This is a genomic window from Marinovum algicola (assembly GCF_900109145.1).
In the GTDB taxonomy this organism is placed as follows: Bacteria; Pseudomonadota; Alphaproteobacteria; order Rhodobacterales; family Rhodobacteraceae; genus Marinovum; species Marinovum algicola.
This window is the reverse complement of record NZ_FNYY01000009.1, coordinates 108234-120137: the sequence shown is the minus strand read 5'-3', so window position 1 is coordinate 120137 and position 11904 is coordinate 108234. Positions and strand designations below refer to the sequence as shown.

Below are 11904 nucleotides of genomic sequence, written 5' to 3'. Positions count from 1 at the left end.
ATGACCAAGAGACCCAATATCGTCTTCATCATCACCGACCAGCAGCGCTACGACACCATCGCGGCGCTGGGCTTCGACCACATGATCACCCCCAACCTGGACCGGCTTGTCAAACGCGGTACGGCGTTTGAGAACATGTACATTACCTCGCCTTCCTGCGCGCCGTCGCGGGCCTCGCTCTTCACCGGCACCTATCCGCATACCAACGGCGTGTTCCGCAATGACGAGCCCTGGCAATATTGCTGGGTCAAGGATCTGGCCGAGGCGGGCTATCGCACGGTGAACGTGGGCAAGATGCATACCATGCCGGTCGAAGGCGCTTTCGGCTTTCACGAGCGCCACGTCACCGAGAACAAGGATCGCGACCATCCCAACCTGCCGTTCTACCTCGACAATTGGGACAAGGCGTTTTTTCTGCGCGGGCTGGAGAAACCCTCGCGCGTTACCAAGCGGCGCGACAACGGCTATGGCGACAAGCTGGGCGCCTGGGCCTGGCAATTGGACGAATGCCTGCACCCGGATGTCTTTACCGGCCAAATGGCCAAATGGTGGCTCGACCGCTACACCGGCGAGGGCCCCTTCTTCCTGCAAGTGGGCCTTCCCGGTCCGCATCCGCCCTACGACCCCACACAGGGCTACCTCGACATGTACAAGAACCGCGACCTGCCCGAGGTCATCCCGCCCGACCCCGAGGCACAACCGAAAGCCATGCAGGGCCTGCGAGATTTCATGCTGGGCGAGGATGCGGACGGCGTGGTTCACCTGCCCGACCCGAGCCCCGAGCAATCCCGCCGTCAGCGCGCGCATTATTACGCCAATGTCACCATGATCGACACCCAAGTGGGCGAGATCATCGAGACTCTGGAGGCGCGGGGCGTGCTGGACGACACGATCATCGTCTTCACGTCGGATCACGGTGACGCGCTTGGCGATCATGGCCATTCGCAGAAATGGAACATGTACCAATCCACCGTTCGGGTCCCCGCGCTGGTTGCCGGGCCGGGCATCCCTGCCGGCAGGCGGGTCACTGACAATGTTTCGCTGTTTGATTTCGGCCCGACCATTCTGGACTGGGCCGGCGTGCAGGTTCCAGGCTGGATGGAGGCATCCTCCCTAATCCCCTATTTCGGCAAGGAACCTGCACCAGGACGCAATCGGGTGTTTGCCGAACACTCCAACGACGCGCTGCTCAGCGGCACCCGCATGATGACCATGGTGCTCGAGGGCCGGATGAAGCTGGTGCATTTCGTCGACGCCGACGAAGGTATGCTGTTCGATCTCGACGCCGATCCGAGGGAACAGGTCAACCTGTGGGATGCGCCCGAACACCGGGCGACCCGCGACCGGCTGATCCACGAGATCCTGCTCTGGCGTTCCGATAGCGCCCTTAAATCTCAGGGTTTTATCGAAGCCTGCGTGCGTGGCGCGCAATCAATGATGTCTCCGCCGCTTCATATGGCGCGCGGACAACACCGGGAAGGGAGCCGCTGATATGGGCCGCATTCACCTGAAAGACGTGCGCAAGGACTTTGGCGAGATGACCGTCATTCCGCCGCTCAACCTCGAAATCGATGATGGCGAATTTGTCGTTTTTGTCGGCCCGTCAGGCTGCGGGAAATCCACCCTTCTGCGGCTGATCGCCGGGCTCGAGAACACCACTTCGGGCGCCATCGAGATCGACGGCAAGGATGCCACCGACCTGCCGCCGGGCAAGCGCGGGCTGGCCATGGTGTTCCAGTCCTACGCGCTTTATCCGCATCTCAGCGTGGCGCAGAATATCGCCTTTCCGATGCGCATGGCCGGTCTCGACAAGGCCGAACAGGCGCGGCGGATCGACAATGCCGCCCGGGTGCTGAACCTGACCGACTATCTCGACCGCAAGCCCGGTCAGCTGTCGGGCGGCCAGCGCCAGCGCGTCGCCATCGGCCGGGCCATCGTGCGCGAGCCTTCGGCCTTCCTGTTCGATGAGCCGTTGTCGAACCTCGATGCGGCACTGCGGGTGGGGATGCGGCTCGAGATCTCGGAACTGCACAAGCGGCTCGACACCACGATGATCTATGTCACCCACGATCAGGTCGAGGCGATGACCATGGCCGACAAGATCGTGGTGCTCAACAAGGGCCGGATCGAACAGGTCGGCTCGCCGCTCGAGCTCTATGACAACCCGCGCAACCTCTTTGTGGCCAAATTCATCGGCTCGCCGATGATGAACATCATCGAGGGCGAAGCGGCCAGCACCCAGGGCGCCGCGGCGCTGGGAGTCCGGCCCGAGCATGTCACCCTGTCGCCCGACCAAGGACTCTGGCAGGGCACGGTGGGCGTTTCGGAGCATCTTGGCAGCGACACCTTCATCCGCGTCGATGTTGATGGCGTGCCCGAAACGATGACCGTGCGCGCGCCGGGCAAGGTGCGGCTCAATTACCGCGACCGCGTCTTTGTCACCCCGCAAGAGGCCAGCATGCACCGCTTCGATGCGGAGGGTCTACGCGTCAGCTGACCCTTTACCGGCCGGGGGCAACGTCATGCGCCTCCGGCCTCGTCGCCCGCCCCGAGTGAACAAGGAGTGCACCCGTGACCTGCCCGACCCGGCACAACATCCTGTGGATTGTCTTCGACAGCCTGAGCGAAACCGCCTGCGCCGCCCTGCCGACGCTGTCGGCCTTTCGCGACAGCAGCCTGCATTTCGCCCGCGCCTATGCCCCCTCACCCGAGGCCGGCCCGGCACGCGCCAGCCTATTCACCGGGCTCGACATGGCGGCACATGGGGTCTGGACCGAGGGCGTCGCCCTGCCCGGGCGCGAAACCACGGTGGCGCAGCGGATGGCCGATGGCGGCATGGGCACCTGGCTTGTCGGACGGCGCCAGCTTGCCGGCGCCTCGCATTGGACGACGGAACATGCCCGGCCCTTCGAATATGCGCAATTCGATTGGGCGCACGGGCCGTTGCACCGCTCGCGCCAGAACGCCTATCTGGCCTGGCTCGAGGCACGTGCGCCAGAGGCCTATCAAGAGATTTTCCCGGCCCAGCCCGATCCTGACGCGACCGAAATCTCCGATCGGCAGCGCCATGCTCTGGCGGCGCTGCCCGAGGCGCTCGGATTCAACAGCTGGGTTGGCGCGCGAGTGTGCGCACAGCTCTCGCAGCCCGCGGGCGGGGCGAATTGCTTCGGGGTCGCGGGCCTGGTGGTGGGCGAGACCCAGGGTGGCGCGCCGAATCCGCATATTCCCTGCGAGACCGTCGATGCCGGCGCAATGCGCCAGGCCGATGCCGCCTTGGCGGCAATGCTTGAAAGGTTGGACAGCACCGGGCTGGCAGAGCGCACCGCCGTTGTCGTGACCGCTGCGCGCGGCGCGCTTGCCACGTCTCGCGGTCCGATGCAGGACAGCGCACTGCATGTGCCGCTGATGATCCGTATGCCCGGTCGCGCCCCGCGCCGCACCGAAGCTATGGTCTCGACCATTGACGTGGCGCCAACGCTTTATGCCTTGGCCGATATGCCGCCTCCGCGCCGCATTCAGGGCCGTTCGCTGCTGGACGGAACGCCGCGGGATTGGGCCCTGTCGCGGCTACGCAGCCCAGATCACCGCTGGCAGACCGCGCTTTGCATGGACCGGTGGAAGCTGGTGGTGACCCATGGCGCCAATGGCCGCGCGGCGCATGACAGCCTGTTCGACCTGACCGAAGACCCGGGCGAGGCCAGCAACCTGGCCGCCGACCCGGCGCATCAGGACCGGCTCGAGCAGATGGTCGACCGAATGATCGACGCCCGCGTCGCACTCGAAGATCGCACCGAGCCCCGCATCGCAAAATTCTGAAAGCGCCCCGGATGCCCGATACCCGCCCCAACATCCTATTCATCTGCACCGATCAGCAGCGCGGCGACAGCCTCGGTTGCACCGGCGCCGGTTGGGCCGTGAGCCCCAACCTCGACGCGCTGGCCGCCGAGGGCGCGCTGTTTCGCAATTGCTACGTCCAGAACCCGGTGTGCAGCCCGTCACGTGCGTCGCTCTTCACCGGGAAATATGTCGCCAATCACGGGCTGTATGCCAATGGCGTCCCGCTGGCCGAAGATCAGCGGATGTTCACCAAGACCCTTTCCGAGGCCGGATATGACTGCGGCATGATTGGCAAGCAGCATCTGGCTCCCTGCGACACCTGGCGGACCGAGCCGCGCCGCGACGATGGCTACCGCGTCTTCGAATGGGCGCATGGCCCCAATCACCGGGCGCTGGAGAACGACTATCACCGCTGGCTGCGCAAGACCCACCCCGCGATTTTCGCCCGGATCTTTCCCGACCGGGGTGCCAACGAGAACACCGAATACAGCAACCAGTCCCGCACCGGCACGCCGATCGATCATGTGCCGAAAGAGGCGCATTATTCGCACTGGGTTGCTGAACGCGCGATAGATTTCATCTCACACCCGCGCGCGGATGCGCCGTTCTTCCTGATGGCCAATTTTTTCGATCCGCATCATTCCTTTGGCGCGCCGCAGGAGTTTCGTGACATGATCGACGCCGACGCTATTGCGCCGATCACCACCAAGCCCGGCGAGCTTGACGAAAAACCGGCGCCGCACCGCGCATATTCCGAAAAGAGCTATAGTGGAACAGCGCCGGGGTTTCAGGAGTATACCGCGGAGCAGATCAAGGAAATCCGTGCGCAATACTGGGCGATGATCGCGCTGATCGATCATGAGGTCGGACGCATTCTGGCAGCGCTGGAGGTTGCCGGCATGGCCGAGAACACGCTTGTCGTCTTTTCGTCGGATCATGGCGAGATGCTGGGCAATCACCAGCAGCTTCTGAAAGGCCCCCAGCTTTACGACGATCTGACCCGCGTGCCGCTGATCGCTCGCTGGCCGCGCGAGATCGCGCCGGGCGCCGAGGTGTCCGAGCTGGTGCAATGGATCGATCTGCCCGCCACCTTTCTGGCGGCTTCGGGCTGCGCGCCGGCCGCGGGAGGGCAAGGCGCCTCGCTGCTGCCGCTGGCGCGGGGGCAGGCGGTGGATTGGCGGTCCTGGGCGCTTTGCGAATACCGCTATTCCGGCTTTGCCACCGATCCGCTGATCATGACTACCATGCTGCGCCACGGCGACTGGAAGCTGATCGTCTGGCATGGCGAACCGGCCTGCGGCACCACGCGGGACGGCGAGCTTTACAACCTGGCCGAGGATCCGGGCGAACTCGACAATCTCTATCACCGCCCGGAGCACGCCGGCCAGCGACGGCGGATGAAGGCGCTGCTGCGCGACGCGATGGCCGAAGCCGAAGACCGGTCCGCCCCGCGCGCCCGGCCCTGGTAGGGACGGGCCGGCTCAGCGCCGCTGAAACAGGATCACCAGCAGCGCCAGCAGCGACGAGCCCAGCATCAGGAGCAGAGAGACCGCATTCAGAAGCGGCGTCGAGCCTTCCTTGAGCCGGTCGAACATGGCGATGGTCAGCGGCGCATCCGAGCCCACCAGCATCAGCGTGGTGTTGAAATTCTCGAAGCTCATCAGAAAGGCCACCACCACGGCGCCGATCATCGCCGGCATCAGAAAGGGAAGAGTGATCGTGCGCACCGCCACCAGCCGCGTCGCGCCCAGGTTCAGCGCCGCCTCTTCCAGCGTGCGGTCGAACTTCTGCAACCGCGCGGTGATCACCAGCGTGGCGATCGTGGTGATGAAGGAGAACTGGCCCAGGATCACCAGCAACAACCCGGGCCGCAACGCCTGAATATCCATCTGCGCCAGATCCCAGATGCCATTGGCCAGCGTCGAGGAAAAGACCAGGATCGAGATGCCCAGCACGATGCCCGGAATGACCAGCGGCAGCAGCATCAGCACATAAAGCAGCCCCTTGCCGCGAAAGTCGTAGCGGTTGAAGAGAAAGGCGTTGGTGGTGCCGACGCTGACCGACAGCACCGCCACGCAGAGCGCCACGAAGGCCGAGGTGCCCACCGCGCGCAGGATGCCGCGTTCGTGGAACACGCCGATCTGCGGGCGGTCCTCGCCGAAGAACCAGTTCCAGGTGAAGCCCTCCCAGGGCAGCGAGGGGAATTGGCTGTCGTTGAAGGCGAAGACCGCGACCACCGTCAGCGGCAGTGCCAGATAAAGGAAGAACGCCAGCACATAGCTGCCATAGATCAGCCGAAAGGCGCGCGAGCGGGGAATGGTGGGGATCATGCGGTCATCCCATCGTCTCTTGCAGGGTCCGGCCTGTCAGCCGCAGCATGCCCCAGACGATCACCGAGGACAGCACCAGCAACATGAAGCCGAAGGCGGCGCCCAGCTCCCAGTTCGAGCGCACGATGAACTGGTTGTAGATCATCTCGGTGAACCACAGACTGTCCTTGCCCCCGAGCATGGTGGGCGTCAGGTAGTTGCCCAGGCTGAGCATGAAAACCACGATGCAGCCCGAGACGATGCCCGGCATGGCATGGGGAATGATGATCTCGCGCAAGACCGACAGGCCGTTGCCCCCGAGATCATAGCCCGCCTCGACCACACTGTCGTCGAGGCTTTCCAGCGTGGTCACCAAAGGCACCACCATGAAGAGCATCGAGGTATAGACCAGCCCCACCATCATCGCCGCATCGTTATAGAGCATCTCGACCGGCTGGTCGGCCAGCCCCGCCCATTGCAGCAGATTCGAGATCAGCCCGGTCTCGCGCAGCAGGATCATCCAGCCAAAGGTGCGCACCAGCTCCGAGACGTAGAACGGGATCAGGCAGAGCATGAAGAGCACCTGCTGCAAGCGCCCGCGCGCCATCTTGGCGATGTAATAGGCCACCGGAAAGGCGATCAGCAGGGTAATCGCCGTCGCCAGCACCGACATGACGGCGGTGCGCCAGAAGGTGCGCAGGTAAAGCGGCTCGGTCAGCGCCTTCTGGTATTGCAACAGGCTGGTCTCATAGACGCCAAAACTAATGCGCTCGCGCAGCGAGATCAGAGCCATGTCGATATGCGGAATCAGGATCAGCAGCCCGAGCCAGAGAAGCAGCGGGGTCAGCAGCAGGATGAACGCGATGCGGGATTGGGCACGCATCAGCCCTGCCCCCCGAAACAGCTGGCCTGCGCCGCCCCCCAGCCGATATGCACCGTGTCGCCCCGTTGCAGGCTGGCAAATTCGCCCGATTGCGGCAGGGTCACTTCCAGCGTCTCGCCGGCCTCGTCCTCGACCAGCACGCGCGAGGCGGCGCCGTTGAACAGGATACTGGTCACCCTGCCCTGCAAATGGTTGTCGACATCCGAAAGCGCGCCGGCGCTGCCCGCCAGCCGGATCGATTCCGGGCGAACGAAAATCTCTGCCCGGTCGCCTGCGGCAAGCCCGCCGGCGGTCGTGGCACGAATGGCAAGACCGGTCTCGGCGCGCAGTTGCAGCACGTCGCCCTCGGCCCGCTCGATGCGGCCCTTCCAGCGGTTGGCCTCGCCGATGAAACCAGCCACAAACGGCGTTTCGGGGCGGTAATAAAGGTCTTGCCCGGTGCCGACCTGTTCGAACCGGCCGGCATTCATCACCGCGATCTGGTCGGACATCACCAGCGCCTCGGACTGGTCGTGGGTGATATAGACGAAGGTGGTGTCAAACGCCGCCTGAAGCGCCTTCAGCTCGACCTTCATATGCTCGCGCAGCTTCAGATCCAGCGCCCCCAGAGGCTCGTCCAGCAAGAGCACATCCGGCTCGAGCACCATGCAGCGCGCGATGGCGACGCGCTGTTTCTGGCCGCCCGACAGCTCGTCGACCTTGCGGGCGCCGATCCCCGGCAGGCCGATCCGCTCCAGCGCCGCGTCGACCTTGCGGGCGATCTGGTCCTTCGGCATCTTCTGCCGCCGGAGGCCATAGCCGATGTTCTCGGCGATGGTCATCATCGGGAACAGCGCCAGATGCTGGAACACCATGTTCACCGGCCGCTTGTTGGGCGGGGTGTCGAGCACCGAGCGGCCCTTGATCCTGATGTCGCCCGAGGTCGGATCGAGGAAGCCGGCGATCATCCGCATGATCGTTGTCTTGCCACAGCCCGACGGCCCGAGGATCGAGAAAAAGCTCCCCGGCGGCACCGAGAAGGAGACATTGTCGACGGCCGTCGTCTCGTCGAACCGTTTCACGAGATCGACACATGCGAGATCAGGGGTCATTGCGGGGTCCGGTCTTGTGGCGGCACCCGAGGACCGGGTGCCGCCGGTTTCAATTCAATTGGCGGCCTGAACCCGGTCCAGCACTTCGCCCTCGATGGATTCCAGCCCGGCGGGAACTGGCGGATACCACTTGATGTTGTCGATCGCCTCCTGCGGGAAGCTGGCCTGATACTTGGCCTTCAACGCATCCTCGGCAAATTCGTCGGCGCCAGCCGAAGCGGTGAAGTTGCCCGCCGCCGCGGTGATCCTGGCCGCGATCTCGGGCTGCATGACAAAGTTGATCCAGGCATAGGCGGCCTCGTCAGCCTGCCCCTTCGCCGGCAGAACGAAGGTGTCGATCCAGCCCAGGGCACCGGAGGCAGGCGCCACGAAGGTGATGTCGGCATTGTCGTCGTTCAGTTTCCAGCCGCCGGTGTCCCAAGCCATCGAGGCGGTCACCTCGCCCGAGCGCACAAGGTTCATCAGCTCGTCGCCGCCACCCCAATAGGTTTTCACATTGGCCTTGCACTCGATCAGCTTGGCTTCGACCTTTTCCATGATCTCGGTGTACTTGGCCTCGTCGCCATAGGCGGCAAAGGGATCCTCGCCCATGGCGAAGGCAAAGCCGATCAGCGTCGGGCGCTTGAGCCGGTAAGACACCTTGCCCGCGACCGCCGGATCGCAGAGATCGGTGTAATCCTTGACCACCTCGCCGGCTTCGGCGGTGTTCATTACCAGGCCGGAGGTGCCCCAGACATGCGGCACGCCATAAACCTCATCGCCGACGGTGGTATTGGCCATGGTGGCCATCAGCATCGACTCGATGAACTGCGACTGATCGATCTTGGACATGTCGATCGGCTTGTAGATGCCGAACTCCATCTGCGGGCCCATCACCCGGTCCTGGCTGGGCTGGGCCAGGTCAAAGCCGCCGCCGCCGGTGGCGCGCAGCTTGGCGATCATTTCCTCGTTGTTGGATTTGGTCACCTCGACGGTGTGGCCGGTCTGTTCCTCGAACATCTGCACCACGTCATCGGGCGCATAGCCGCCCCAGGTCAAGAGCCGCAGGGTTTCGGCCTGGGCCGCGCCGGCCAGCCCGGCAATCAGGATGGAAGTCAGAAGGATGGTTCTGGTCATGGGTCGTCTCCTCTGTCGATTGGGCCCCGGACAGCACCGGGGCGGGATGCGGGCCTTATGGGCCTCTTTGGTATCAGTCTTGTGAAACCTTTTTGGTTTCAGAGGGTTGTGCCCGGCTTTTTGTCGCCGGGCACCGCATGTCAGAGCGCTGCCTTGAACAGCGCCGTCAGGTTTTCTTCGGTCAGCGCGATCGGGTTGCCGCCGCAGGAGGGGTCGGTGACCGCGCCCTTGACCAGCGCCGGGATCGCCTCTTCGGTGACGCCCAGATCGGAGAGCTTGCGCGGGATGTTCAGGCTGTCGTTCAGATCCTGCACGAATTCGCGGAAGCCGTCAAAGCCGCCGTCGATCCCGAGGTAGGCCGCCGCCGCGTCAAAGCGGGCGCGGATCACCTCGGCGTTGAAATCGAGCACCGCTGGCATGCAGACCGCGTTGGTGGTGCCGTGGTGGGTGTTGAACCGCGCGCCCACGGGGTGGCTCATGGCGTGGATCGCGCCCAGCCCCTTCTGGAAGGCCGTCGCCCCCATCATCGCCGCCGACATCATCTGCGCCCGTGCCTCGAGATCCTGACCATTCTGGAAGGCGCGCGGCAAGTAGTCCTTGACCAGCCGCATGCCCTCGAGCGCGATACCCTGAGACATCGGATGGTAATGCGGGCTGCTGTAGGCCTCGACGCAATGGGCAAAGGCATCGAGCCCGGTGCCGGCAGTGATGAAGCCGGGCATGCCGATTGTCAGCTCCGGGTCGCAGATCACCACCGAGGGCAGCACCTTGGGGTGAAAGATGATCTTCTTTTCGTGGGTCTCCGAATTGGTGATGACGCTGGCGCGCCCCACCTCGGAGCCGGTGCCGGCGGTGGTCGGTACCGCCACGATGGGCGCGATGGCATCGGCGTCGGCGCGGGTCCACCAGTCGCCGATATCCTCGAAATCCCACACCGGCCGGGTCTGGCCGGCCATGAAGGCCGCCATCTTGCCCAGATCCAGCCCCGAACCACCGCCAAAGGCGATCACCCCGTCGTGGCCGCCGTCGTTATAGGCCGCCACCCCGGCGGCGAGGTTTTTCTCGTTCGGGTTCGGATCGACCTCGGCAAAAAGCGCGCGGCCAAGCCCCGCCTGCTCCAGCACGTCGAGCGTGGCCGAGGTGATCGGCAGATCAGCCAGACCCCGGTCGGTGACCAGCAGGGGCCGTGTCATGCCCGCCTGCGCGCAGGCGCCGGGCAATTCCGAGATGCGGCCGGCGCCGAACTTGATGGCGGTGGGGTAAGACCAGTTTCCCGTCAGGCTCATTGGGTGACTTTCTTCAGATGGTAGGATTTCGGACGTGTAAGGTTGTGATAGCCGATCACCGACAGCCCGCCGCCGCGCCCGGTCTGCTTGCAGCCGGTCCAGCACAATCCGGGGTCGAGATAATCGGCGCGGTTCATGAACACGGTGCCGGTCGCGATCCGGTCGCCGATGGCCATTGCGCGGTCGACATCGGCCGTCCAGAGCGAGGCGGTCAGGCCGAAATGGCTGTCGTTCATCAGCGCGATGGCCTCTTCGTCGTCCTTCACGCTCATGATGCCCACCACCGGGCCAAAGCTCTCGTCCCGCATCACCCGCATGTCATGGGTGACTCCGGTCAGGATTTGCGGTGTCAGATAGGCGGCGCCGTCATCCTCGGGGAAGGTATCGATATGCGCGGTTGCACCCATCTCCACTGCCTCGGCGATCTGCGCGCGCACCTCCTTGGCAAAGCGGACATGCGCCATCGGGCCGATGGTGGTTTCCGCCTCCAGCGGGTTGCCCAGCTTGTAGCCCTTCACGATGGCCACCGCCTTTTCGACGAAGGCGTCGAAAAGGCTTTCATGCACATAGATCCGCTCGATCCCGCAGCAGCATTGGCCCGAGTTGAACATCGCCCCGTCAATCAACGTGTCCAGCGCCGCATCGAGGTCGGCGTCCTCCATGACATAGCCCGGATCCTTGCCGCCCAGTTCCAGCCCGACGCCGGTGAAGGTCCCCGCCGCGGCCTGTTCCATCGCCTGGCCGCCGCCGACCGAACCGGTGAAATTCACGAAATCGAAAGCTTTGCCGGCGATCAGCGCCGAGGTGGTGTCATGGTCGACAAAGATGTTCTGGAACACCTCTTCCGGCACGCCCGCCTCGTGGAAGGCGCGCGCCATGCGTTCGCCCACCAGCAGCGTCTGGGTGGCATGTTTCAGCATCACCGCATTGCCTGCAATCAGCGCGGGCGCGACGGTGTTGATTGCGGTCATGTAGGGATAGTTCCACGGCGCCACCACCAGCACGAGACCCAGGGGCACCCGCTTGATGTAGCGCTTGAAAGTTGCATCTTCGCCGACCTCGATGGGCGCCAGCCCCTGCTCCGCGATCTCGGCCATATGCGAGGCGCGTTCGTTGAAACCGCCGAATTCACCGCCATAGCGCACCGGGCGGCCCATCATCCGCGCCAGTTCCGGCACGATCTCGTCATTCATCTCGCCGACGCGGGCGACGCCCGCCATCACCAGGCGGGTGCGTTCCGCCAACGGGCGCGCCGCCCAGGCCGCCTGCGCGGCGCGGCCCTTGGCGGCCGCGTCCCGCGCCGCGTCAAGCGTCTGCACCGGGCGTTCGGCAAAGACCTCTCCGTCGATGGGCGAGACGCATTTCAATGTGTTGGTCATGGT

At 64.5% G+C, this 11904-nt stretch carries 10 protein-coding genes; 4 read left to right on the top strand and 6 right to left on the bottom strand.

The window, feature by feature from the left end:
• The 4 genes from BMW90_RS13765 to BMW90_RS13750 all read left to right on the top strand — a co-directional run bounded on the left by BMW90_RS13765 (position 1) and on the right by BMW90_RS13750 (position 5306).
• Positions 1-1491 (top strand): sulfatase family protein, encoded by a 1491-nt coding sequence (locus BMW90_RS13765; protein WP_074837114.1) that lies wholly within the window; start codon positions 1-3, stop codon positions 1489-1491.
• A gap of 1 nt (position 1492) precedes the next feature.
• Positions 1493-2497 (top strand): ABC transporter ATP-binding protein, encoded by a 1005-nt coding sequence (locus BMW90_RS13760; RefSeq protein WP_074837113.1) that lies wholly within the window; start codon positions 1493-1495, stop codon positions 2495-2497.
• A gap of 74 nt (positions 2498-2571) precedes the next feature.
• The gene (locus BMW90_RS13755; protein WP_074837112.1) at positions 2572-3816 is read left to right on the top strand and encodes a sulfatase family protein; all 1245 of its coding nucleotides are present in this window, start codon (positions 2572-2574) and stop codon (positions 3814-3816) included.
• 11 nt (positions 3817-3827) lie between these two features.
• A complete protein-coding gene (locus BMW90_RS13750; protein WP_074837111.1) occupies positions 3828-5306 on the top strand; it encodes a sulfatase-like hydrolase/transferase in 1479 nt (492 codons plus the stop codon).
• A 12-nt stretch (positions 5307-5318) separates the two neighbouring features.
• Here BMW90_RS13750 and BMW90_RS13745 read toward each other — a convergent pair whose 3' ends face one another.
• The 6 genes from BMW90_RS13745 to BMW90_RS13720 form a co-directional block, all read right to left on the bottom strand.
• Positions 5319-6167: an ABC transporter permease gene (locus BMW90_RS13745; protein ID WP_074837110.1), complete on the bottom strand. Its 849-nt coding sequence runs from the start codon at positions 6165-6167 to the stop codon at positions 5319-5321.
• 4 nt (positions 6168-6171) lie between these two features.
• The gene (locus BMW90_RS13740; RefSeq protein ID WP_048535002.1) at positions 6172-7029 is read right to left on the bottom strand and encodes an ABC transporter permease; all 858 of its coding nucleotides are present in this window, start codon (positions 7027-7029) and stop codon (positions 6172-6174) included.
• Positions 7029-8120, bottom strand: a complete 1092-nt coding sequence (locus BMW90_RS13735) for an ABC transporter ATP-binding protein (RefSeq protein WP_074837109.1) — start codon at positions 8118-8120, stop codon at positions 7029-7031. The genes BMW90_RS13740 and BMW90_RS13735 overlap by 1 nt, the downstream gene beginning before the upstream one ends.
• A 54-nt stretch (positions 8121-8174) precedes the next feature.
• Positions 8175-9236: an extracellular solute-binding protein gene (locus BMW90_RS13730; protein WP_074837108.1), complete on the bottom strand. Its 1062-nt coding sequence runs from the start codon at positions 9234-9236 to the stop codon at positions 8175-8177.
• A gap of 140 nt (positions 9237-9376) precedes the next feature.
• Positions 9377-10522 carry an iron-containing alcohol dehydrogenase gene (locus BMW90_RS13725; protein ID WP_074837107.1) on the bottom strand — a complete coding sequence of 382 codons (1146 nt, stop codon included), beginning with the start codon at positions 10520-10522 and terminating at the stop codon, positions 9377-9379.
• Positions 10519-11901, bottom strand: coding sequence for an aldehyde dehydrogenase family protein (locus tag BMW90_RS13720; RefSeq protein WP_074837106.1), 1383 nt, complete (start codon positions 11899-11901; stop codon positions 10519-10521). The genes BMW90_RS13725 and BMW90_RS13720 overlap by 4 nt, the downstream gene beginning before the upstream one ends.
• Positions 11902-11904: the final 3 nt, after the last annotated feature.

What these genes read in the sequence shown, in the direction of transcription:
- BMW90_RS13740 (WP_048535002.1), bottom strand. Translation starts at nt 7,029, where the DNA reads ATGCGTGCCCAATCCCGCATCGCGTTCATCCTGCTGCTGACCCCGCTG.
- BMW90_RS13750 (WP_074837111.1), top strand. Translation starts at nt 3,828, where the DNA reads ATGCCCGATACCCGCCCCAACATCCTATTCATCTGCACCGATCAGCAG.
- BMW90_RS13725 (WP_074837107.1), bottom strand. Translation starts at nt 10,522, where the DNA reads ATGAGCCTGACGGGAAACTGGTCTTACCCCACCGCCATCAAGTTCGGC.
- BMW90_RS13730 (WP_074837108.1), bottom strand. Translation starts at nt 9,236, where the DNA reads ATGACCAGAACCATCCTTCTGACTTCCATCCTGATTGCCGGGCTGGCC.
- BMW90_RS13735 (WP_074837109.1), bottom strand. Translation starts at nt 8,120, where the DNA reads ATGACCCCTGATCTCGCATGTGTCGATCTCGTGAAACGGTTCGACGAG.
- BMW90_RS13760 (WP_074837113.1), top strand. Translation starts at nt 1,493, where the DNA reads ATGGGCCGCATTCACCTGAAAGACGTGCGCAAGGACTTTGGCGAGATG.
- BMW90_RS13745 (WP_074837110.1), bottom strand. Translation starts at nt 6,167, where the DNA reads ATGATCCCCACCATTCCCCGCTCGCGCGCCTTTCGGCTGATCTATGGC.
- BMW90_RS13765 (WP_074837114.1), top strand. Translation starts at nt 1, where the DNA reads ATGACCAAGAGACCCAATATCGTCTTCATCATCACCGACCAGCAGCGC.
- BMW90_RS13720 (WP_074837106.1), bottom strand. Translation starts at nt 11,901, where the DNA reads ATGACCAACACATTGAAATGCGTCTCGCCCATCGACGGAGAGGTCTTT.